Source organism: Dokdonia sp. Hel_I_63 (assembly GCF_007827285.1).
Taxonomy (GTDB): Bacteria; Bacteroidota; Bacteroidia; order Flavobacteriales; family Flavobacteriaceae; genus Dokdonia.
On the sequence record NZ_VISD01000001.1, the window covers coordinates 2260148 to 2285125 of the forward strand.

20 protein-coding genes are annotated in these 24978 nt (G+C 36.0%); 9 read left to right on the plus strand and 11 right to left on the minus strand.

All coding sequences use genetic code 11. The annotated features are described in order from the left end of the window. Positions 1-36: 36 nt before the first annotated feature. The 4 genes from JM84_RS09845 to JM84_RS09860 form a co-directional block, all read right to left on the minus strand. Positions 37-1230, minus strand: a complete 1194-nt coding sequence (locus tag JM84_RS09845; protein WP_144784051.1) for a sensor histidine kinase — start codon at positions 1228-1230, stop codon at positions 37-39. 85 nt (positions 1231-1315) lie between these two features. Then, positions 1316-2080, minus strand: coding sequence for a TIGR02757 family protein (locus JM84_RS09850; protein ID WP_144784053.1), 765 nt, complete (start codon positions 2078-2080; stop codon positions 1316-1318). A gap of 57 nt (positions 2081-2137) precedes the next feature. Then, a complete protein-coding gene (locus JM84_RS09855; RefSeq protein ID WP_144784055.1) occupies positions 2138-2803 on the minus strand; it encodes an ABC transporter ATP-binding protein in 666 nt (221 codons plus the stop codon). Between the two features lie 51 nt (positions 2804-2854). Next, positions 2855-5320, minus strand: a complete 2466-nt coding sequence (locus JM84_RS09860; RefSeq protein WP_144784056.1) for a DUF5916 domain-containing protein — start codon at positions 5318-5320, stop codon at positions 2855-2857. Positions 5321-5452: 132 nt separating this feature from the next. On the opposite strand from JM84_RS09860, the gene folE reads away from it, so the two are divergent. Together folE and JM84_RS09870 are read left to right on the plus strand one after the other, a co-directional pair. Further along, entirely contained in the window at positions 5453-6049 is a 597-nt protein-coding gene (folE, locus tag JM84_RS09865) for a GTP cyclohydrolase I FolE (RefSeq protein ID WP_013752156.1), read from the plus strand. Between the two features lie 51 nt (positions 6050-6100). Then, positions 6101-6412, plus strand: coding sequence for a hypothetical protein (locus JM84_RS09870; RefSeq protein ID WP_144784058.1), 312 nt, complete (start codon positions 6101-6103; stop codon positions 6410-6412). 97 nt (positions 6413-6509) lie between these two features. On the opposite strand, the gene JM84_RS09875 is transcribed toward JM84_RS09870, so the two are convergent. Then, positions 6510-6893 (minus strand): hypothetical protein, encoded by a 384-nt coding sequence (locus JM84_RS09875; RefSeq protein WP_013752154.1) that lies wholly within the window; start codon positions 6891-6893, stop codon positions 6510-6512. Between the two features lie 110 nt (positions 6894-7003). On the opposite strand from JM84_RS09875, the gene JM84_RS09880 reads away from it, so the two are divergent. Next, positions 7004-7513 (plus strand): DUF6155 family protein, encoded by a 510-nt coding sequence (locus JM84_RS09880; RefSeq protein ID WP_144784060.1) that lies wholly within the window; start codon positions 7004-7006, stop codon positions 7511-7513. Between the two features lie 141 nt (positions 7514-7654). Continuing rightward, complete coding sequence (locus tag JM84_RS09885) at positions 7655-9178, plus strand: DEAD/DEAH box helicase (RefSeq protein WP_013752152.1); 1524 nt, start codon at positions 7655-7657, stop codon at positions 9176-9178. Positions 9179-9279: 101 nt separating this feature from the next. On the opposite strand, the gene JM84_RS09890 is transcribed toward JM84_RS09885, so the two are convergent. The 3 genes from JM84_RS09890 to JM84_RS09900 form a co-directional block, all read right to left on the minus strand. Beyond that, positions 9280-10596, minus strand: a complete 1317-nt coding sequence (locus JM84_RS09890) for a dipeptidase (RefSeq protein ID WP_144784062.1) — start codon at positions 10594-10596, stop codon at positions 9280-9282. A 73-nt stretch (positions 10597-10669) separates the two neighbouring features. Beyond that, positions 10670-11158: a CAP domain-containing protein gene (locus JM84_RS09895; RefSeq protein ID WP_144784064.1), complete on the minus strand. Its 489-nt coding sequence runs from the start codon at positions 11156-11158 to the stop codon at positions 10670-10672. A 104-nt stretch (positions 11159-11262) separates the two neighbouring features. Next, positions 11263-12543 carry a hypothetical protein gene (locus JM84_RS09900; RefSeq protein ID WP_144784066.1) on the minus strand — a complete coding sequence of 427 codons (1281 nt, stop codon included), beginning with the start codon at positions 12541-12543 and terminating at the stop codon, positions 11263-11265. A gap of 365 nt (positions 12544-12908) precedes the next feature. On the opposite strand from JM84_RS09900, the gene JM84_RS15465 reads away from it, so the two are divergent. The 3 genes from JM84_RS15465 to JM84_RS09910 all read left to right on the plus strand — a co-directional run bounded on the left by JM84_RS15465 (position 12909) and on the right by JM84_RS09910 (position 15090). Further along, entirely contained in the window at positions 12909-13043 is a 135-nt protein-coding gene (locus JM84_RS15465; protein WP_013752148.1) for a hypothetical protein, read from the plus strand. A 204-nt stretch (positions 13044-13247) separates the two neighbouring features. After that, positions 13248-14645: an NAD-dependent succinate-semialdehyde dehydrogenase gene (locus tag JM84_RS09905; RefSeq protein ID WP_013752147.1), complete on the plus strand. Its 1398-nt coding sequence runs from the start codon at positions 13248-13250 to the stop codon at positions 14643-14645. Position 14646: 1 nt separating this feature from the next. Then, on the plus strand, positions 14647-15090 hold the full coding sequence (locus JM84_RS09910; protein WP_013752146.1) for a nucleoside deaminase: 444 nt from the start codon (positions 14647-14649) through the stop codon (positions 15088-15090). A gap of 50 nt (positions 15091-15140) precedes the next feature. Here JM84_RS09910 and JM84_RS09915 read toward each other — a convergent pair whose 3' ends face one another. Next, positions 15141-16355 carry a multidrug effflux MFS transporter gene (locus JM84_RS09915; protein ID WP_013752145.1) on the minus strand — a complete coding sequence of 405 codons (1215 nt, stop codon included), beginning with the start codon at positions 16353-16355 and terminating at the stop codon, positions 15141-15143. 116 nt (positions 16356-16471) lie between these two features. Between JM84_RS09915 and JM84_RS09920 the strand changes: the two genes are divergently transcribed. Together JM84_RS09920 and JM84_RS09925 are read left to right on the plus strand one after the other, a co-directional pair. Next, entirely contained in the window at positions 16472-17029 is a 558-nt protein-coding gene (locus JM84_RS09920) for a DUF4251 domain-containing protein (protein WP_013752144.1), read from the plus strand. Between the two features lie 176 nt (positions 17030-17205). Beyond that, positions 17206-18861, plus strand: coding sequence for a tetratricopeptide repeat protein (locus tag JM84_RS09925; protein WP_013752143.1), 1656 nt, complete (start codon positions 17206-17208; stop codon positions 18859-18861). A 569-nt stretch (positions 18862-19430) separates the two neighbouring features. Here JM84_RS09925 and JM84_RS09930 read toward each other — a convergent pair. Both JM84_RS09930 and JM84_RS09935 read right to left on the minus strand, forming a co-directional pair. Further along, on the minus strand, positions 19431-20069 hold the full coding sequence (locus JM84_RS09930; protein ID WP_013752142.1) for a hypothetical protein: 639 nt from the start codon (positions 20067-20069) through the stop codon (positions 19431-19433). 224 nt (positions 20070-20293) lie between these two features. After that, on the minus strand, positions 20294-24589 hold the full coding sequence (locus tag JM84_RS09935; RefSeq protein WP_013752141.1) for a hypothetical protein: 4296 nt from the start codon (positions 24587-24589) through the stop codon (positions 20294-20296). Between the last annotated feature and the right edge of the window lie 389 nt (positions 24590-24978).

Genomic DNA, 24978 nt, shown 5'->3' on the forward strand with positions numbered 1-24978 from the left:
GATTTTAGGTTTATTCAAAAATACTTAAAACGGACTTTATCGCCTAATGGTAAAAGTGAAAATACTCCCTTCACCTACCACAGAAGAAACACTAATAGTACCACCCAATCCTTCTACCAGTTTACGCACGGTTGCCAGTCCCATTCCAGAACCTTGTTTGCCATTACGATCTTTAGTTCCTGTAGTTTTAAATAGGTCAAAAATAATGTCTTGTTTGTCTTCTGGAATTCCGGTACCATTATCTTTTACGGATATAGTGTAGTAGTCTTTAGATTCCGTTGCACTTATTTGGATGGTGGGTGTATCCTTGTCATTGTATTTCGTAGCATTATCAACGAGATTTGATATTATCTGGTCAATAGCGATTGTAGAAACAGATGCTAACTTGATATCATCTGTAACGTTAATAGCGACATCACTAGACTTATGTAAATCTGCTACATTTTTAACTAGTTTAAAAAGTGTAGTATTCTCTTTTGTTGCCAGTAATGTATCTGCTCTATAATAGTCCAGAAGCCCATCTATATAACCTCTCATAGACTTTGTCGAAGTATCTAGATGCTTTAGGTATAGTGCAAAATCTTCATCATTGCTATCCAGATAATCTTCTTTCAAGAGATTGAGTAAACCTTCTATACTTGCAAGTGGGGACTTAAGATCATGAGCTACTAATCGAGCAAAATCTTCTAAACGATCATTACGTTGTGCAGTTTCATTTTCTGAGGCTGCAAGGTCTATATTACGTTTGCGAGCCTCAAACAATAATACTGTTTGCTTTGCAAGACCTCTTAAAGCATCTTGTTCTTCTAAGGATAGTGTTCTTGGTTTGTGATCATAAACACATAAAGTACCTAGCGCATAACCATCACTTGTGCGTAAAGGAACACCTGCATAAAAAATAGCTTTAAAATCTTTTACCAGCGGATTATCTTGAAAACGTTTATCTAGGCGGGCATCTTCTACTATAAAAATAGGATCTTCTGTGAGAATAGCGTGACCACAAAAAGAGATATCTCTAGGAGATTCAGACATATCAATACCACGTCTTGATTTCAAAAAATTACGATCTGCATCAAGCAATGTAACTAGTGATATTGGTGTATTACAGATGTGAGAAGCAAGCTTTGTTATCGTGTCATAAGCATCTTCTGGAAGCGTGTCAAGAAGTTCATATGACTTTAATACTTCTAGTCGTTTACTTTCGTTAATTGGCTTTTGAGGTGCTATCACAGTGTAATTTTAATCAAAAATAGTCTTTCTAAAATATAGCTAATCATATTCTATATAAATAATACCTATAGTGCATCGAGAATAATTAAAACTTCTCGAAGGCTCCTAATCCAAACAATGCAAAATCATATTTAACAGGATCATTAGGATCCATTTTTCTTAGCGCTTTATCTAGCTCCTGCAATGTTTTTCCGTCGTTTTGCTTTCTCTTAAGCAGTTTAAGTTTTCTAGCTACATTACTTGTATGGACATCTAATGGGCATGAAAGTAAACTAGGGGAAATAGTGTTCCATATTCCAAAATCTACTCCCGCATTTGCATCACGTACCATCCATCTCAAAAACATGTTGATACGTTTTGCAGCAGAGTTCTTGAGTGGGTCACTCACATGCTTTTGTGTTCTTGGTAAATGTTCGACCTCAAAAAATAATTTCTTAAAATTTGAAATAGCGGGTTGTAGGCCTTCACTTTTGATTCCCTTCTTAAAAGCATTTTCTAGACCGCCATGATTGAGGTAAATGTGCTGTAATGCTCTTATAAATGTCTCTAAATCTCCGCTATTAAAAGTGCGATGTACAAACCCATCAAAAAGGTGCGCTTGTTCTGGATCGTAGTTTAAGATAAAATCATAAGGTGCATTCCCCATGATATCCATCATTTTTGTAGCATTCGTTATGATACTCTTGCGATTGCCCCAGGCAATAGTAGCTGTTAAGAAAGCGGCAATCTCGATATCTTCTTTTAGTTCAAATTGGTGAGGGATTTGTATAGGATCGTGTGGAATAAAATCGCCATTCTCATATTGAATTGCTTTTTCGTCCAAGAATATTTTAAGATCCTTTTTATTCATGTATTACTATGTTTTATGTAGTAGGGGTGTGGTGCGCTTTCGCGAAAGCGTACTAAATTAACTAGTTACAAACTCGCCATCTTTCATTACAAGCTTACGGTCTGCCATATCTGCTAGCTCTTCATTATGAGTAACAATAATAAGCGTTTGATTAAACTCATCTCGTAATCTAAAAAATAGTTTATGTAGATGATCTGCACTTTCTGTATCGAGGTTACCGGAAGGCTCATCTGCCAGAATGAGTGCTGGATTGTTTATAAGTGCTCTAGCTACTGCTACTCGTTGTTGCTCTCCTCCAGATAGCTCATTAGGTTTGTGATTATAGCGATGGGACAGCCCTAAGAAGTCAAGAAGCTCCTTTGCACGAGCCTCTGTGGGTGCCTTATCTTTTTTGGCAATAAATGCAGGAATACACACATTTTCTATAGCTGTAAACTCTGGAAGTAGTTGATGAAACTGAAATATAAACCCAATATGCTCATTACGGAAAGCACTTAGCAACTTAGATTTAAGCCCTGTTAATGATTTTCCGTTAATGGTAAGTTGTGTTTGGGCATTGTTATCAGGCATGTCTAGAGTGCCTAGAATCTGTAGTAGTGTAGTTTTACCTGCGCCACTTTGACCAACAATAGAAACCACTTCACCCTTTTTTACATTTAAAGCAACGTCTTTAAGAACTTGTAGGTTTCCAAAAGTTTTTGATATATGTTCTGCCTTTACCATAATACAATATTGACTGTGAAAGTACTATAATACCTGCTTTTTACCAACGGACTAGGCGGTCTTTTTAAAGATGCCTTTTACATTATTATAATCTATAAAGTAAGTGACTCTAAGTGATAATGTATGATTAAGAGGTTCATCAAACAAGTTACCAAGACTCTGGCCATAATCTAAAGTAGATTGCTCATCAAAGTTCGAAATTTGATGGCGGTATAGTAATGATGCTTCGCTTCCTGGAGCAAAACGCCAGCGATAGCTCACGTCGAGGTTCCAGATATTGAAATTTGCATTAGGATCACGCTGTACGGTGGTATCGTAGTTATCTATTTGAGATCTCGATCCATCATTGTTAAGTAAGTAATATATATTACTACTGTGGTCTGAAACCGCCCAAAAATTACGTAAACTCAAATTAAGCGCCTTGTATGGGTCAAAATTATAATTTACATTAACTCTATTTTCCAAGGATTTAACATCTCTAAGACCCAAGTATACCTCTGTATCTGTATTATCTACCCATCCAAAGTTGTTTTTTCTGCTTGAGTAATTTGATGATAAAATAACAAGTAGTTTATCTGAAAACCTATAACGAGGCGAGAAATTAATACTGTGATTAAATTGGTCTTGATTGCCAAACCAAGAACGTATAGAGCCTCTTAAATCAAATGCAAATTTCTTTCTAAAGTCGGTTGAGATAAAGCCACTGCTCCCTAGGTTAGACTCAAAGGTTACAAATCTTCCGTCTACTCTGGGTTCAAAATAATCTTGCTCTTTTCCGTTAAGACTCATGTCGATTCCAAAAGCTAAGCGTTCTGTAGTTGAGAAGAAAGAATCAAAGCGTATACTGTTTCTAGTTTTTATGCTTGGCTCGTATAGCCTTCTATGTCTTGCGGTAAGATCAAAGCGATATCTGTTGAATTTACCTCTAGGCTGTATTAACTCATATGAACCACCCACTGCAAAATTGTTAAAATTGTTTCTAAAATTTAAACCAAGATCATTTATATTGAGTTTGGTATCTGCAAAGTCATGTCCAAAACGGTATCGCCAGTTGCCTTTTATTTTCCTAAAATCAAATTCTGATAAAAAACCGCTAGTAGTTTCTCCTGCTTCTCTTACATTGCTAAAGATTGCGCGCCCAGAGGCTCTAAAGTTATTTCCCTTATCTGCTAGGTCAAACACACCTCCTGTTACATTTGCATTTCTAAATTTACTGCCACTTCTAGTTACATTAGTATTAATAAGAGACACGGAAGAGTTTTGATTAAACTGTTGATCTAAAACAAAAACATTGTAATTAGTAAGAGGTTCTATCACTTCGTCACGTCTAGTTTTTTCAATAACTGTTGTTCCATTTACTTCTGTGGTAATTGTGTTTTCTATGGTTGCAAATGTCTCTTGACCTATAGAATTCAAAAAACCAATACCTAAACCTCCTTTTGTACGACCAGAAATCTTGACAGAATTTGCAAGCTTTACGGTAGAAGGTGAAGTTATCACTTCTTCTGTACTTAAGAGCTCTGGGCTATTAGTGGGTGCACCACCTATACGTCTTGAGAAGAAGATTCTTCCCTTATTAAATAAATCTATTCCTTCTGTAAAGAATGCTCTATTCTCCCCAAAGGTTTGCTCAAAAGGACCTAGGTTAAGCTCTACATTATCAAAAGCTACCTGACCGAAATCTGGAATTAATTGTGCATCAAGTGTAAAACTGTCTGTAAGACCGTATTTTATATCAAGACCTCCGGCAAAGTTGGTCTCATTATTCCCATCAAAGAAATTAGTAGATGTTTGAGCAAATGGAAATAAAGTAAGTCTTACAGGGGGATCAATATCGCGCACACCTGTTACGGTTCCATTGTATTGTGTGTCTCTACCAACACCACGTTCTATAAAATTCCATGTATGCGTTTCATTCTTTTTTACTAATCTTCTATAGAAATTTACACTCCAGTCTTGAACAGTAACCTCTGGAAACCGCAGTGCATTATAAGGAATACGATACTCTGCATACCACCCTTTATCATCTCTTGAAACTTTACACTCGAACACTACATTAAATCCAAAATCTCTGTTATTTTGTGTTATACGTTGATCACCTATGGTTCCTGCACTGGTCACATAAAATCGAGTTTCATTAATCCCGTCATTATAGGTGTTTAATGCAACTACAAAGTGATCCGCTTGGGCAAATACCTGATCTCGCTGACTGAACTGACTAGGAATACTTTCTGGGTCCGGATCAAATAAATAAGCTGCTATGTAAACTGCCTTATCATCGTAAGCCATTTTAATCTCTGTACGCTGATCTTCATCTATTGTTCCTACATTTCCAGGCTCAAACATGTTAAAATCATCATAAGTTGCCAGCGATTTCCATACGGCATCATCAAGTACCCCATCTATTTTAGGCGGCGTGCTTATACGCTCTGCATTGAGCGTTTTCGTTTGCTGACCGTGTACTGATAATGAGGGTAATAAAACAAGGGAGAAAATTCCCAATAGAAAAATGCGCATGACATGTGTTTGGTTTGCTCGACAAATCTAACCGTGAGATTCTAAGAAAACTCCAAATAAAAAGTTAAATAGAGAAATAAAAATGTTTAATAAATAGTATATTTGATTAAACAAAAAAAATAAATTGCACTCATGCCATACAGAAGCTTTGAAGAATACAACATTGAAGTTACAGACGAAATAAAAGATAATTTTACGTCAATTATAAAAAAATTAGGAGAAGACACCGACAGAGAAGGTATTTTAAAGACACCTGAAAGAGCCGCAAAAGCAATGCAATTCCTTACCTCAGGATATGAGATGGATCCAAGTGCTATACTTAAAGGCGCTATGTTTAAAGAGGATTATGATGATATGGTTATCGTAAAGAATATAGAGCTCTATTCATTATGTGAACATCACATGCTACCATTCTTTGGTAAAGCTCATATTGCATACATACCTAATGGACATATTGTAGGATTAAGTAAATTACCACGTATAGTTGACGTTTTTTCAAGAAGACTACAAGTACAGGAAAGACTTACACATGATATCTTAGAGTGCATTAACTCCACATTAAACCCTAAAGGTGTTGCTGTTGTGATTGAAGCGTCTCATATGTGTATGATGATGAGAGGTGTGCAAAAACAAAACTCCACAACGACGACTTCTGGTTTTAGAGGACAATTTGAAAAGCAAGAAACTCGTAATGAGTTTCTCAAATTGATTTCCTCTAATTTAGATTAATAATTTTGGAATGTTATTTGATTAGCTTAAAGTATTATATTTAATATACTTATGGATAATCAAACAAATAAATACAAGCTTTTATTAATTGGACTTCTTATAGACGTCTTAGGGATAATTACCTCGAGTTGGGTATTCCCGGTAATAGGAGATATGTCAGACGTGGTCTGGGCACCATTATCTGCATGGCTTATGACAAGAATGTATAAAGGCGCTGCGGGAAAAGTAGGGGGTGTAATCACCTTTGTAGAAGAGGTTGTACCTGGATTAGACATCATTCCTTCTTTTACCTTAATGTGGCTATATACGTACGTTTTGAAAAGTACTGCAATAGGGCAAAGTATTGAGAAGAAATTTGAATAGTCTTCTCAATTACAATTTGAACTACAATATTTTGTTATAAAAAAAAGCCACTCAATCGAGTGGCTTTTTTATGATATAGATAAAGAGTAATTGTATACTAGTACTCTCTTAACGCCTTTACGTATTCACGTAATTCGTCTTCATTTGTTTTTTTATCTACATCTCTTATTAAGCAAAAGAAGTAGTGTAAGCTTTCTTCCGGAGTGCTTTCGGCAGGATCTGCAGCTGCAATAATTTCTTCATTTTCATCTTCAATATCATCATCTGCCGGGATAGGAATTGCAAAAGTTCCTGTTTCCTCTATGTGTTCAGCGGCAAGGCGTGTAGCTTTGGCTAATAAAGGTAGTTGCTCTGTAATAGTATGTGGGCGAAGTGCTTTAAGGTCTTCAACCACTGTATTTGTTATAATTCCGTTTTGAGCTACATCTCCTATGAGTTTTTTGATCAAGTTTACGGCTTTACTATCTTGAAGTGTATTCATTGTAAAATGATGATTTATATATGAAGTTGGTATTGTTGCAAAAATAGGTTTTTGATTCGCTTTTTACGACTATTTTTTATTATAAATTCGCAATAAGTAATCAATTAGCAATGAGTAAACGGGCGTTAAAAAAGCAAATTTCTACATTAAGCAATGCAGAGCTTCAAGAGCAAATTATGGAGCTTTATGAGCGTATACCTGAGGTTAAGACCTATTATGACTTTGTTTTTAACCCTAAAGAAGACAAACTCGTAGACGAGGCAAAAATTAAAATAAGTAACGAGTATTTTCCCACAAGACGTAAACGCCCTAGAAAAAGACGTTCTATTGCACAGAAGTATATCAAGCACTTTAAAACTTTAGGTATGAACCCGCTGTTGCTTTCTGATGTGATGATTTTTAATATTGAAATAGCACAGACTTTTGAGCAGTCTAACCCTGGGCAGCCAGACGCGTTTTATAAAAGTATGCTCAATTCATTTAAGGAGCTCTTGCAGTATGTTACATATCATCATTTATTAGAGGATCTTGGCGAACGAATAGAAGGCATAGTTTCTCTAGCCGAGGATGGAAAGTGGCCTAATGCAGCTTTGTTTGATGAAGCAGCAGATCCATCATAAAGACATTCACTTTCATTCATTTATCTGAAATTCGACATAATTTTTAAAATTGTGTCAAGAATTCTTGCGGTACGCTTTCGCAAAAGCATAAAAATCCCTTAGTTTTGCAAGATTGACTTTTAACCGAAGAAACCTACACTTTTGAGCGACGCTATTCAAGAAAAAGAAACTCCAGAAAAAGAATTATACGATTACCAACTCAAGGATCTTGAGGCTGTTTTTAGCGTAATGGATCGTACATCGGAAGATTATAACTTGTTGTATCAACTGCCTACTGGTGGTGGAAAAACGGTTATTTTCTCTGAGATAGTTCGTAACTATATAAAAAGGGCAAATAAGAAAGTTGTAATCCTCACGCACCGTATTGAGCTTTCTAATCAAACCTCGAGAATGCTTACTGAATTTATGGTTCCTAATATGATCATAAGCAGTGATGTTAAGACACTAGATGATAGTGAAGACTACATGTGTTATGTGGCAATGGTAGAAACGCTTACTAACAGATTACAAGAGGAGCAGATGAATATGGATGATGTGGGTCTTGTTATTATTGATGAGGCGCATTATAACTCTTTTAGAAAACTCTTCAGCTACTTTGAAAAGGCTTTTATTCTTGGGGTAACAGCGACTCCCTTGAGTTCTAACATTAAGTTGCCTATGAAGGACAACTATAGCGAACTTTTAATAGGGGAGAGCATACCAGCTTTGATAAAGAGAGGATTCTTATCTAAAGCAAAAACAATAAGCTACAATGTTGGGTTGAGTTCGCTTAAGCTTGGTATTAATGGTGATTATACAGTGAAGTCTTCAGACATTCTGTACACAGATACCATCATGCAGCAAAAGCTGTTAAGCGCTTATGAGGATCAATCTAAAGGGAAGAAGACGCTTATCTTTAATAATGGTATAAATACCTCTCGCTACGTCTATGAGACGTTTAAAATGGCAGGCTATGACATACGCCACCTTGATAATACCCACAGTGCTAAGGAGCGAACAGAAATCTTGGACTGGTTTAAAAATACTCCAGATGCAATACTTACTTCTGTAAGTATTCTTACTACTGGTTTTGATGAACCTACAGTAGATACTATTATCTTAAACAGAGCAACAAAGTCACTTACCTTATACTTCCAGATGATAGGTCGTGGATCGCGTATTGCTCCAGGTAAAACTACATTTAAGGTACTTGATTTAGGAAATAACGCAGCGCGTTTTGGGCTTTGGGAAGCACCAATAGACTGGAAAGAGATTTTTGCATACCCAGATTTCTATCTTGAAAACCTAATTGCAGATGAGGAGATAGAGCGCAACTTTACTTATGTGATGCCTCCAGATTTACGTAAGGAATTTGCAAATACTAAGAATGTTTATTTTGATATCAAGAAAGAATACAAACGTGTAATTAAAGAAGGACTTAAAGCAAAAACAGCATTAGAAAATGCCATCGAGCAACACGCAGAAATGGTTATTGAAAATAGTGAAGATGTTTTTGATGCGAGAATTCTTGCACGTAAGTTAAAAGATGATATCGCTTACCGTGTGCGTTTATATTCATACAGCATTATGAATAATACTAAAAACTATAGAGATTGGTTACAAGAAGATTACGAGCGCAAGTTAAAGCTTAGAGTTAACCAGATTTGTAGAGAGCGAGATATGTAATCTATTCATTTAGTTACCATAGAAAACTTATAAAAAGAGCCCAGAAGTGTAAACTTCTGGGCTTTTTCATTTTTAAAATTGTTATTTTCTATACTTAGAAATTAGCTTTTCTGCTCTGCGGCATATGCTTGTACTTCATCAAGAACACGTAGTAAATTACCACTCCATAGTTGGTCGATTTCTTCTTGTGTATAACCACGACGGACAAGCTCTATAGTAACATTCATAGTTTCTGATGCATCGCTCCAGCCTTTTACACCGCCACCGCCATCAAAGTCTGATGAGATACCTACGTGATCAATTCCTATCTTTTCTACTAGGTAGTCTATGTGATCTATAAAGTCTGTCACATCTACCGCAGGAGGAAGGTCTGTGCGTTCTGCCAGTTTCTTCTTATGTGCAGGCAGTAGTACGTTTGTATACGTTTCGTAATACGCTTTTCTTTCGGCTTCTGGTAGCGCTCTCGCTGCCGAGCGATCAAGCCATGTAACTCCAAGAGAATCTGCGATGTTTTTTATTACTTGATTTGCTTCGGCTTGGTATGCGTCGTTTTTTTCTGTGTTTAAGTAGCTTTTAAAAGCGACTGTTTGCACGACACCGCCATTATCTTGCATCCATTGCAATTGCTCATCATCAAGATTACGGCTATGATTACATAATGCTCTTGCCGAAGAGTGAGAAGCTATAATAGGCGTCTCGCTCATTTCAATCATCTGGCGCATTGCTTCCTTACTAGGATGCGATACATCTATCATCATCCCAACACGGTTCATCTCTGCAATAACTTCTTTTCCTAAGTCACTTAGTCCATTGTGAAGCCAAACATCATCTGCTTCACCGGTGTTACTATCACTTAGCTGGCTATGCCCATTATGCGCTAGAGACATATAACGACCTCCTAGATTATAGAACTTCTCTACATTAGAAACATCTGTGCCTACTGGATATCCATTTTCTATACCGATCATGGCTACTTTTTTACCAGATTTCCAGATATCTCTTGCTTCTTGTGAAGTAGTTGCTAGCTGGATTTGGTCTGGAGCTATCTCTTCACAGAGTTTATGAATGGCATCAAATTTTGACATTGCATTCTCATAAGCTGCTTTGTAACCTTCTTCGTTAAGCTCTCCTTGACCTGTATACACTACAAACCACGGCACGTCTAGACCACCTTCTTGCATTTTAGGTAAGTTTACCTGTGAAGCAAGATTTTGAGTATAGTTTACAGTATCTGTAAAATTATCTACGTTTATATCGCAATGCGTGTCTAGTGTCATCACGTTACTGTGTATTTCTTTTGCTTTTGCAAGTACTTCAGCCTCCGTCATTTCTTTAGGTGGTTCAACTTCTTTTTTCTTTGTTTCTTGACACGAAAACATCGCTAGTAAACATGCGGTAATGGTAATGGATCTAATCATTGGTTATTATGGTTTTTGAAGATCCTAAGATACTGAAATTGAATGTTCCCATTTTCGCGAAAGCGTAAAAATCTCAAAAGTTAATAAAGAGCTGTGTGTCGTACCATATACCATTTGCATCTTGTATAGATGCTATACTAGTGTGTGTGGCATTACTTTCTATAGCTGCTTTATGTTTAATACTCTTAAGCCAACCTTTTACAACTCCTTGTGCTGTGAGATAACCCTTACCTACATTCTCGCTCACAGAGGTCGCTCCTTTATATTTCAAGTAGTCACTGCGTTTAAAGAAGTTATCATGACTCATAAGTCGCTTGTCTACCATATAGTTAGTGTGATCAAGGGCTTGGGCTTGAGATAGAGTAGTGGTTCTCAAAGTAGAGATACCAAGACTGTCTCGGTAGTCATTTACAAGCCGTAAGATGGCAGCTTCTCTATTACTATCACTGGGTCTGTTGCTCGTAGATGTAATGGGCGGACTAGTGGTGGTGTTAGATTTCTTTTTCTTTTTACAACTGGTAGTAAGCACTACCAGAACGAGTAATACGTTTAAAATTCTCATATTTAGATACTTATGGTTAATAGTAGCTAAGTTATAAAAAAAAGAAGACCCTAGCGCTTATAGCAACTAGGGTCTACCAAACTAACCAACCAAAAATCTAATTCTCATCCTCTTCTAGATCTCGTAGACGTACTTCTACTTGACTTGCTATTTGAACTTCTGTTCGTGCGCTGTGGTGCAGCCTTACGAGAAGAAGATCGCTGAGTGTTTACTTTACTTGAGCTTCTACTCTTAGTAGTTACCGCTCTTTTTTGTGAGGTACGAGGTGCAGCTTTAGACTGTGTGCGTGTTCCTCTATTTGTTGCTACAGACTTAGTGCTTCTGTTTGTAGTACGCGTTGTAGGTCTTGTTGTTCTAGGAGTACTCTTACGTACGCTATTGCCAGATCTAGATGACACAGATGGGCGTTGTCTAGGCGTAGTAGTTGCTGTAGGTCTTCCTCGTTGTGTTTCATTACGTCCAGAAATTACAGCACGCTTGTTTGTACTTCTTCTTGACGTTGTAGTAGCAGTACCACGTTGTGCACCATTACGGCTTGTAGATTGTGCCACACGACCATTTCTACTTGATGTATTTGCTGCAGTTGTTCTACGTGCAGAGGTGTTATTTCTTCTTGAAGCAGTAGTATTTGCACGACTTGCAACACGTCCTGTGTTTGCTCTTGTAAAGCGAGCGTTATTACGATCTACATTATCACGTCTACCATTATTATGAGCTACACGACCTCTATCTGGACGTCTAAAGTCACGGCGAGCATTTGCATACCCACGGTTGTAACCTCTGCTATAATTGTTTCTATGATATGCGTAGTTATAGCGTACTGGATTATAATATCTTCTATATGGTGTATTAAACACTAGACATCTGTTAAATACAGGTCTATAGTAGTAATTATGGTATGGGTGGAACACATAGTTTCTGTTATACACGTTGATGAAGCCTGTATAGTGAGAAAATAGTCCGCGATTGTTGTAATAAATCTGTAGTCCACCTACACGAGATATTCTGTTATTTCTATAGTTGATACGTACGTCACCAGCTTGTGCAAGGCGCCCGAAATTATCATAATATAATGGAGTGTCTTCTACTTGTATCACAGCTCCATACTCATCGTACTGTACATATGGATCGTAGTCAAAACCTGTATTAAAGCTTATGCCTACTGGCCCAGCGTTTACAGAGAGGCTTACTCCTTCTACATACTGTGGAATATAAAAATCAAACTCTCCATCTGGAAATACTGAAAATTCGATACCGTTTTCTACAAAAATATACTTGCTACCGTCATATACGGTACCGCGTCGTATTGATGTATCTTCTTCTGCTGCATAGGTACTTGCCGAGAAGGTAAGTAGTCCTATAAATAATAATGCAAGATGTTTCATAATGTTCGTTTTTAATTAATTGTGTGGATTGATGTTCACAATTAGGTAATTACAAGTAGCGTGCCAAAGTCTGAAAAGCACTCTATACCAAGTAGGGTAGTAGTACCGCTTTCGCGAAAATATTAATTCATTATACTTAGTTAAATCACTATAAATGAAGTTGATGTTCGAAGTGTGAGAATATAATCACCTTGTAGAAAGTTACCTTGATATTTTCTATCCTTAGTAGCTCTTATGGGATTTAATTTCTAAGAAATGCATGTGATATGTGTACGTGTAAAACGTTAAATAACTCTGAATTAGCATTTTGATTAACAACTAGCTATGATGCTTTAAAATACCTTTATCAAAAAAAACATTAAGCTATGAATACTACACAGAACAAAAAGCACGCAGATTTTCAAGATGCACACAGAAGATCTTCAAACTTTAATCGTACCATTCCAAAAGAAGAATTTGAGATTAAAGGTAATGGAGACGTTACTTTAGATAATGAGTAAGACTTATATAATACTTGTAAGTTTTTTTAAGATAAACCCCTTGATAAAGAGCCACTACCACATATAAGGTAGTGGCTTTTTCCTATTATAGAGATGATACCTTACTCGTTAAACTTCTCTAAAGACAACTCTTAAATACTATTAAAGTGCATTCTCAGCATGTAGTCTCCCCGTAATTTTACAACAACAAAAAAAACATTACCAATGGAAAGAGAAATTAAAGGAGGCTTTAGAACCATAAATCCTCATACCGAACAATCAATTAAGGAGTATACATATTTTACAGATGATCAGGTTACAGAAGCGATAGACAAATGTCACGACGCTTTTAATGATTGGAAAATGCAATCGCTTGACGATAGAGCCACTGTAATAAAGAATATAGGAGAGCAACTTAAAAATTATAAAAATCAACTTGTACAACTAATGACCGATGAGATGGGTAAAACCATTGAGCAAGGAAAAAGTGAGATTGACCTTTGTATTGCCATCACTCAATATACTGCCGAAAACGGAACTAAAGAACTACAACCAATAGAAAGAACATTAATGGATGGTGGTAAAGGAATTATTACCTATTCTCCTGAAGGTGTTATATATAGTATCCAGCCTTGGAATTTTCCAACATACCAACCACTTAGAGTTGCCATTGCAAACTTACTTGCGGGTAACGGAATTTTATTAAAGCACGCTCAGAATGTAACAGGAAGTGCTTTACTAATAGAGGAGATGCTCTTGAAAGCTGGTGTTCCAGAAGGATTATTTAAAGTACTTGTGATAGATCACGCACAGTCTGATAAGGTGATAAGCAATGATAAAGTACGCGGCGTTACATTTACAGGAAGTTCTGCTGGAGGAAAAATCATAGCAAAAACTGCAGGAGCATCTATTAAGAAAACAGTGTTAGAGCTGGGAAGTAACGATGCATACATCGTACTTGACGATGCAGATGTAGAAGAAGCTGTAAAAGCCTGTGTACAAGGTAGAATCATAAACAATGGTGAGACTTGTATTGCTGCAAAACGTTTTATCGTAGTAGATAAAGTGTATGATGCATTTAAGGAAGGCTTCGTACAAGGAATGAAAGATGTGGTCATGGGAGATCCTAATGAAGATGGAACACAACTCGGACCTATTGCTCGTAAAGATTTACAGGAGTTGCTAAGCGACCAAGTAAAAGAAAGTGTAGATAAAGGAGCAAAAATTGAAACTGGAGGAGAAATACCAGATGGAAGCGGTTATTATTACCCATCTACAGTACTAAGTAACGTACAGCCTGGACAACCAGCTTATGATGACGAACTCTTCGGCCCAGTGGCTTCTTTAATTAAAGCTAAGGATAATGAAGATGCAATGCGCATTGCAAATGATAGCCGTTTTGGTCTAGGAGGAGGAATTTTCTCAAAAGATGAAAAAGCTGCAATCAAACTTGCTCAAGAGCACTTTGATACCGGGATGATTTTCATTAACTCTTACGGACTTGCACAGCCTATGATGCCTTTTGGAGGAGTAAAAGACTCTGGATATGGTAGAGAGCATGGAGGATTCGGGATGAAAGAATTTGTTAATGCTAAGTCTATATTATTAGTAGAAAATGAATAATATGAGTTATCAATCATCTTTTATGAAGCAAGCCATTGCGCTAGCTCGTGAAGGTAAAGATACAGACGGTGGCGGCGCTTTTGGCGCCGTCATTGTTCGTTCAGGGCAGGTCATTGCGGCTTGTCATAATCTCGTGGGAGGTTCGCAAGACCCTACGCAGCATGCAGAGTTACGTTGTATTCAACTAGCTTGTAAAGCACTGGGTACAAAAGATCTTTCAGATTGTGATTTGTATACGAGTTGCGTTCCCTGCATGATGTGTTTAGGCGCAGCGAGATGGGCTCGATTTGAGAATATCTATTACGGAGCTTCTGCTGCGATGGCAAAAGATGCTGGCTTTATCTATAGCGATATGTTTTACGCTAGAGATATTGAGGCACGTGATCAAGAGTTTAACATGCAACAGTTTCTTGGAGAAGAGGCAGCTGCGGTTTGGAACGAGTAATTATGGAGTTACGCTTTCGCGAAAGCGTACTAAAAACCACTACAATGATATTAAGGCTTCAAGACAACTATTCTTGGAGCCTTTTTCTTTATCCAGAATAGAATACAGAGTGATATTGCAGCACACGAAGAAAAACCAATGAAGAGTGGGAGCGTGGTTTCCTCAATAAAACGACCTATAAATGTACTGATGGGCACCGCCATGAGTGTAGAGATAAGACCCGTGATTGCCGCTCCTATACCAGCAATGTGGCCTACAGGCTCCATCGCTAGCGCTCTAAGATTTCCAAACATAAAACCAATACAGAAAAACTGCATTGCAAAGAACCCTATAAGCACATACACTGGAGGATGTAGTATATTGTTAAACAGAATTAGATATAATAAGGACACGGCAAGGAAACCTATGAGTGAACCGGTGACTATTTTTTCCATCCCAAAACGCACGACAAAGTTGGCATTAAGTAAGATAGCAGCGCCTATAGCCGAGGCAAGTCCGGCAAAAATGTAAGGAAACTCATCTACGAGACCATATTGATTTTGGAAAATTTGCTGACTAGCACTAATGTACACAATAAACGAACCAACAATAAAGCCTTGTATAATCGTGAATCCCATGGTACGCTTGTATTTTATGGTTTCGCGGAATCCCTTTGAGATACGCTTCATAGAAAACGGAATTCTATTTGCTGGTTTGAGTGTTTCCTTTTGGCGCCTCCAGAACCACAGCATTACAAAGAGGCTTATTATTACCTGTACTAAGAAAATCGCTTGCCAGTTCCAGGTATCCAGAATCACTTTACCCATAGCGGGAGCGATTATAGGAACAAGTAAAAAAACTACTGTGACAAAAGACATAATACGCGCCATGTAGTCGCCCTCATAAAGGTCTCTTATAATCGCAATACAGATCGTACGCGGCGCCGAAAGTCCGATTCCCTGTAATATCCTTCCTAATATCATTACTTCAAAACTACGTGTGTACATACATAAAAATGAAGCGATTATAAAGACGGTAAACCCAAAGTAAACAGAAGATTTTCTACCTTTAGCATCGGCTAGTGGTCCAAAGACGAGTGGTCCCAGGCCTAGACCTAAGAAAATCATGCTTATGAGTAGCTGATTATCGGCTGGAGTTTTGGTCTGTATAGCAACACCTATAATATCAAGTGCTGGAAGTAGGGCATCAATAGATAGTGCGGTGACAGACATTAAAGCCGCCATAAGTGCGATAAATTCTATTTGTGATCCTTTCGTTTTTTGCATTTGGCAAAAGTACGGGAATGCCTTACGAGCGATGGTCGTTTTATGTAAAATCTAACATCGTGTTAACATCCCACAAAGGAATAGTTTTTGCTAACTATCTAATAAAATTGCACCCTATGAAAAAATACATCATCATCATCATCATCATCCCGTTTCTTATACTCGCAATCGCGTGTAAAACTAAGCAACCCATGACGCAGCAGGAGCTCGCAACCGCAAGCCGTGTGCAAGAATTAATAGACAATCGCCAGATTGATATTACAGCAACCTGGGCATACCCACTGGCAAGTAATGTGCTCAACCAACTAGCAGTAAATAATGGGCTAGGGGCTGGTAACAGCGGCAGCCGCATCAATTTACTGGGTAACGGTAACTTTCTCAAAATACATAATGATAGCGTGAGCGCTTATTTACCGTATTATGGCGAGCGCAGGATGGGCGGTGGCTACAACTCATCAAATGGTGTGGAATTTTCTGGAATTCCAAAATCCTTTGAAATTACCAAAGACAAAAAAACAGATCGTACAGAAATAACATTTTCTATATCTCAAGATGCTGAAACCTATGAGGTATTTATAGAATTTTTTAATACCAAGAAAGTACAGATTTCTGTAAACAGCGTGCAGCGCACAAGCATTCGCTATGATGGATTTATGGATTTAGATGCTGAATAATGTTTTAATAACGCTTTCGCGAAAGCGTAAAAATGCATTTTTAAACCTGTAAAACAGTTTGTAATGAATGAATTACAATTCGGGAGTGAATTGTGACTGTTCAGGGCATATCATGTGGCGGTGGTGTAACATTGTGTGTTATTTGTGGTCTCTTATATAAATCAAAAAACGAACCAATGACCATCATTAAACAACTTAGCCTTACACTCTTAGTACTACTATGCAGTGCTAGCGCTTTTGCTCAGAAGCCTCTTACCGCTGCACAGTGGCAAGAAGATCTAACTTATCTAAAAGAAACCGTACATAAGGAATACCCCTTCTTATTTAAAAAAGTCACTGCCGAAAAATGGAATTCGGCCGCAGATGCATTTTATAACAAAATCCCTACGATGCAAGAGCACGAGGTAAAAGTAGGGTTAAGTCGTATGGTGTCACTCTTTGAGTACGGTCACACCCAAGTACCTTTTAGTACGGTTGCATCACAGGGAGTGCTGCCTGTAAATCTATATCATTTTGAAGACGGAGTATTTGTAGAAGGGGCAACTAAAGAAAATGCAGCCATTATAGGCGCCAAAGTTCTTAAAATAGGAACTGTAGCAGTATTACAAGCTATAGAAAAAGTACGTGCCGTTGTACCCGTTGAAAATGAATCATATCTAAAAGCCTACGGGATGCGGTTTCTCACCGTGCCAGCAGTATTGCACGCACAAGGAGTAATCCCTAAGTACAGCACGGCAGTTACACTCACATTAGAAAAGGAGGGGAAACAATTTACCCATACCCTTAATGCGATACCGCTTGAAGAGTTATCAAGAGATTATGGCTTTACAATCCCTAGTGAGCAGTGGGAGAGTGGTAGAGCGCAAGATGCGACTCCCTTTTATTTAAAACATCTTAACGACAAGCTGTATTATTTTGAAATGATACCAGGTACAAAAACCTTGTATGTGCGTCAGAGCTCCGTTTTCCACGATGATGAAGAAACGCTACACGATTTTTATAAACGTCTTTTTGAGTTTATAGATACGACAGACGTACAGAAGCTTGTGTATGACGTGCGTCTCAATGGTGGTGGAAATAATTATAACAATAAACCCCTCATAAAAGGACTTATGGCAAGACCTGAGATAAATAGCCGTGGTAATTTTTTTTATATAATAGGTCGTAACACCTTTTCTGCTTGTCAAAATCTTACAAATGAGATAGAGCAGTACACAGAGGCGATTATAGTAGGAGAGCCCACTGCCGAAAATATAAACTTTTATGGAGATACTAAACGCGTTACTTTACCTAACTCAGGACTCAACGCATATCTCTCATTTGCCTGGTGGCAAGATAGATCTCAATGGGATAATAAAGACTGGACCATACCACATCTAGCTGTAGCGATGACATCTGAGGAGTATTTTACAAATCAAGATCCTGTACTTGACGTAGCGCTCAATTACAACGAGACCGGAGCTATTTTAAACCCAATGGATTATCTCACGGAGTTATTTACCGCAGGTAAATTTGCAGAGGTAAAATCTGTAGGTATAGAAGTGGCAAAAGATACAAGATATAAATACTATGATTTTGAAGATGAATTTGGTACAGCTGGCTACAGACTATTTTCAGGTGGTAATAAAGAAGGCGGATTGTTTATTCTAGAACTGGTGGCCGAAATGTATCCAGCGTCTACAGGAGCATTATACAGTCTAGCAAGCGCACAAGAAGAAATGCAACAAACTGATAAAGCAATTGCAAATTATACAAAGTTTATAATACAACATCCTACAAATCAACTCGTATCTACGGTAAAGAAAAAACTTGCGGTATTACAGAAACTATAGATTAGTTATAATGAGTGGTACGCTTTCGCGAAAATAATATGCAGCACGGATAACTTAATAACTCAAAGTGAAATGAATCGCTCTAATGAAAATTAGAGCGATTTTAATTTAAAGAGGGTATACAAGTGAAGTAAAGAACTATTGTGTTGTGTAATTAAATATTCTATTTGACATAATATAAATTATAGTACAAATTGATATATAAGTTAAATGGCGAATAGAACCTTTTCGGTTCTATTTTACATAAATGCAGATATAGCGCCTTTAGGTCTATATCGTCAGCATTTATGTAACAGCCCTTTTACGTACTTATTGCTATAGTGGACTTTAAGAGATTCACGGAATCTTATAACTAAAATAAAAACCTGGGAGAATATTTTTTTGAAAGAGCTCTTTTTCAGACTGATCAATTATTACAGCTGCAAAATGCTTGGTAATTCTTTTGGTTATAATTCGCTTATATGGGAAAATATGCGGGATGATTTTGTTTGAGCGATTCTTGTGGGTTGCTAATTCAACTTTAGATTAAGATTCTATTTGACATAACAATATCTAACTATTCAATCCTTCTATTTTACTTTTTTAATAACTCCAAATATTAACTTATCACTTTGTGACGAAGATGAACGATATAAGTAAGAATTGTCATCTAATATTTCTATAATTTCTACATTAATAACATTCCCTATTTTTTCCTTGTCTTTATGTAACGGTAGTTTGAGAGTTGTTAAAACATATATATTTTCATCTGTCCAATCTATATTGTATACTTGGCGTTCACCTTTGTAGCCACTCTTTTCAATTTGTCGTTTTCTTCTTCTGAGTATACGTGTCTGATTATATGCTGCGGCCATATATTTAAATTCACCTTTCTTAAATTGCCCACATTTTTGCAAATCTTCTTTTCTAAGGGAACTTGTTTTGTATTTAGGATTTACGAAATAATATACTGATCTCCATTCTTCATTTAGCATTCTCATTGGATATTTGAGCTCGCCATTCATAAAATGTTCTAGACAGCCTTTTTGCCAACCTACGTTGTGATAGGTCGTTAAATTACTATCTATTTTGACATCATATCGTTTACCGATGTTGTCAACTTTATAAGTGATAACAACATTTTCTACTTTTTCAACATCATCCACAAATGTTTGACAAAATGAAAATTGGCAGAAAAATAAGAAAAAAATTAGGGTGTATTTATTCATATAACTAGCTTGAAAAAAGAGGAATATAATATAAAGAACAATTTAAGAAACGACAAAAAATCAGCTATATAGCATTAGGATTAATCTAGAGTATCTTCGACTAACACTATAAAGGGCTTAACATTCTACTCCCCTATTTTATTACCAAAGTTTCTGAGGCCATCAAAAAAATATCAACCTAAAATTAATTTTTATGTGTAATATTAAACTTGTTCACAAACAAATCATCCTAAAACTTGTTCTTCTGAAAGTATTGATTTGAATTTCTGATATCCATCTACTCTGTGTTTTTTGTAAAAATTTATTGACTCATTATGATTTTCAAAATAAGTCTGTTTTTCACCCCAAATTTTCCAAACAATATTTTGATTTGTGTCTTCCAAGTATTTTTGTAATAAATCTTTTCTCAGGTATTCAAAATTTTGGTGTGAATTGTAATTTTCGTGGAAATGATATTTCTTGTACGCAAGTTGTCCTTTATCATCAAATAAATCAAATGTCTGCGGTTTTGGGAATAAATTTAAGTGAAATGATAATTCTTTGGAGAGTACGCTTTGATGCCCAGCTTGATTTGTTTTACTATGATATGATTCCCAATTATATCCTGATACAGGGCTAAGGACTTTGAACTCTTTATTAATTCTTTCTTCAATTTCTATTTCATCAGGAGACTCCATAGAAATACTTCCTTTATTAAATACAACCTTTGGATAATAACCTTCTTCTCCTTTTTTTACTTTCCTCTTTCTTCTTTTTATTTTAAAATATATATCACGGTAATTGTCATAAGTAGAGTCCATCAATGTATTCATTTCTCCAGCATAGGTATAATAATTTTCAGATAATTGATTTGAATTACCATAAACTGCATCCTTGTCTTTAAGAAAACATAAAAAGTCATCATAGTCTTCATTTGCTACTATATAAGCCTGTAATACAACAAAGGTTTTTCTATTTGATTCTTCCTCAATCTGCGAAACCATTCCCCCTACGCAAATCCAATCTAAATTATCTTCATCCAGATTTTTCACATTAAGGTAATCTGACATCGACGGTATATTTTTTATCTTGTACCAATCAATTAATGGTAGATGCCTATCTCCCAATAAGTCATCTTCGAAGTATAACTTATTTTCTGGAAGCACAGGAAATGTGGGATCAATGTCGGCTCCAGATGGTCTAAAATTAGGATATTCTTCTTTAACTAAATCATTATCCTCTCTAAAACCGTATATCTCGAAATAAGCTATCCAAGAATATTTTTTTCCGTAACGATCTATTGTAGGTTGTTCATCTCGTGGATATAGATAATTATCATCGCCAAGTCTTTTTTCTACCTCCCCAAAAGCCTCAAAATTCCAACCTAACTCATAAATTCTCCAGTATAATTGTCTTCTTACTTTTTGTTTTTCAGGTGGGTTGGAGTATGAATGTCCGTTCGGCACAATTCTTCCCAAGGTATAATTGCTAAAATCCATCCTTAAGGGCGATTCGTAATGATAATCTCTTTCGCCATAATCATATTCCCCCCAATCTCTTATTCCACCAAATGAATAAGGAGGCTGAGAAAGTGCATATTGATCTTTTGAGAGTAAATTCGGGCAATGTTTATAAGCAATGTCAATTATACGTCTTGCATATTCTCTTGTTAAAATGTGCGTAGTACTACATTCTGCTTCCATTTGAAATATTAATTCATACATCTTTAGCCCGATATTCTTCAGATCTTCTTTATCACCTTTTGATAAAAGTTTACATTCGAAAAGAGCGATTACAATCCCATAAAGGCTGGCTAACATTCTCTCTGAAACATAAGGGTCGTTTATTTTTAATGAAAATATAACGAGCTCAAAAAATTTATTTATGTACTTTTTTCCATAATAGTAAAGTGCTTTGGTGGAAAAATCACGCATATCTTTATTAGTCGAAGTGAGAAACCACATAATTTTTTTTGATGCTAAATGCAGTCGCTCGGAGTGATTTTCTTCCTTGATAGTTACTTCCTCAAAATTTTGAATAAGTTTTTTAAAACCATATCCTCGTAACCCTAGATATTCTTTTCTAATGTATTCAGTCCAAGTTAAGTCTCTTTCAGCCATAGGTAGTTCTAATAATAAATCTGATAATAGATTCATATTTAGCGGATGATTATTATCAAATTCAGTGTTAGAAAATAAATTAAATAATAAAGACCTATTCGTTATTTTTGTAAATACATCTGATATGAATCTTATTGAATCTGTTCTAATTTCAACAACGATGTTAGTACTCACTTCAAAAAGGGCTTTTACAATATTTGTTGTTAATCTATTATGAAATGAAGGTTTGTAGAACTTTAATCCAAATTTCTTAATAGCTAATACGCAGAAACATCTTAATATGTCACTGTAAAGTGGATGTAGCGAGCCTTGCACTAATAATTCATCATAAAATTTTGAGCTTGAAATAAAACTACTACAGTCATCTACGCTTGTAATTCCATTTAGTATTGATTTTGCAATAAAATATCCACTTAAAAGATCATAAGTAAATGTTACGACTTCAGATTCGCCAAAATCTCTAAAGATTAATAAATCCTCTCTTTCTAAAGCGATTAATTCATCCTCAGAAAGGGCTGAAGGTACCACCTCAGTTAAGTCAATATCTCTTGCTCCATAATTCCATAATTTATTTGAAATTATACTTAGTTTGTCAAACAAAAATGTCCTATTGAACCTTGGTTCTCTCTCAAGTTTTGCCAATACACTATCATTAGATTTTTTAATGTATTGATCAAAAACATCAAATAAATCTTCATTTTGAAATGAAACCTTTTGACCTTGTTTGGCTTCGCAAAATATCTTTAAATAAAGAGGTTCTCTAAAAGAATTTAATGCTCCAGATCTATTTTCTAGAGTTATCTTATAATATTTGAAATATTTATCTATAGCTTCATCCAGATTAAAATTTTCAAAACCATCTACTCGTGCTTTTTTCTTATAGTTTCCTTCACCGTATTTGAAATAATTCTCAGGAAAAATCGCCTTTTCGTATGAACTGCGATAAGTAGTAATAAATAAAATGTGTGGATAATTTTGATTTATTTCATTGATAAATGCCTCTAAATCATTTGACCATATTTTTTTCCAATGATAAGCCTCGTTAAGTCCATCAATCAATAGAATTACTTTTGTTTTATGAATTCGTCCTGAGATATTTAGTGCCCCTAGCAAATCACTAACACTCCAATTACTAGGAATGTCTAATAGAGTTCTAAGTTGCTCGCGAAATGGCATATCACTTTTAAAATCTTTGCCAAATAAAAATATTGCAGGTTTATTTTTGTTAATTTGATACTCAACAGTGTTTACGGCAAGATGGGTTTTTCCTTTAGATGCTTTCCCAGTTATATGTAGTTCATTTAATTTTATAAATTCAAAGTAATAGAAAATCCCTTGGTAGGAATCGACATAATTTCTAAGCGTAAAATATGGACCGAGGATCGTTTCTCTACATTTTTTAATCTTGTTTTTGACATCCTCATTTTCTTCAACTTCTTCAGTATTCCAATGGATATTTGGTATTTTCTCGATAAGTTTATATCCAGAATACTCACTGTATAATTTATCTAACTCTCCCACATAGGACTTTATATTGCCAATCAATGAATCGAGTTCTGTGAATTCTTCTTTTTCAATAAGTTCGATTGATTTATTAATGAGCTGATTACCTCTATCTATGATCTCTGGAATACCTCTAGACAAAACGTATTTTTTCACAGTTTCATAATCATCCATAAAACCAATCGCATTCTCATTGTTTTCAATCGCTTTGATTCTAGTAGAAAACTCGACGGCAAATCCTTCTATATCTAATTCAGCAGCGTGCTCTTTTATTAGTGTAATCAAACGTTCATCACACATAACACGAGCAATTGATGTATCGGCCTGACCTTCTATGTGTAGACCATTGAGGTATTTTGCTTTTATAACACTAGAGGTTAAAATGAGTTCAAATTTTTTCTTGAACCAATCGAGATCAAGCATTTTCTCAGAAAAGAAGTATTTATGTATGTCTGGATAAATCCTCAAGAAATTTAATATCTCACTCTCACCCCAATGATCTAATGTAATAGAGTGTAGGTCAGGTAAAACTTGTTCCCCATTTCTTTTGGTTTTATCTAACTTATTATAAAACCAATTCCTTTCATTCGGAGTAAGAGAAAGTTTAGAGCATAAAATCCACTTTTTTAGATTACTTCCGTGAACTTCGCCTGCTTTTTTAAGAGACTTTTTTATCTGTTCTTTACCACCACCTTCGTCGAATCGTCCAAAAAACTTGCATTGCCAGCCCCATATATCTCCGTTTGGAAATTCAATATAAAACTCAACGCCATCACCACCACCACTGTCATCAATAGATGATAAAACTCCTTCACCTTGATATCTTTCATATGTGATTTGATAACAGAGTTCTTCAAAACTCTTTTTTTGATCACTTCTATATGGTTTAAGGTCCTCCCAATTAATTAAACTACTCATACACTGATTTTAATATATAAAATTATAGTAATTATTATAGCTTATCAAATTACTCAGTGATTCAAACAAACTCTTTTTAAAATTCTAAATCTTACAATATTAATTAGCCTCGGAATTCCACTTCACACACTTTTCCTTCACATTACTCTAGCCAACGCTGTAAAGAGTGTGTCATCCAGATCCCCAAAAATAAACCTCTATCACCAACAACCTTTACGAGAAACCGTAAACCAACAATCTTTTCTCCCAAAGCCCAACATTTCCCCTAAAAACCACTTCTAGCTATAACTCAGTTATTCCCTTCTGTAATATACCCTCCACAAAAGCGATTAACTACCCACATAAAAGTCTAAGGCGTATTACTGCTCACTTACAGTTTTTATTACCTT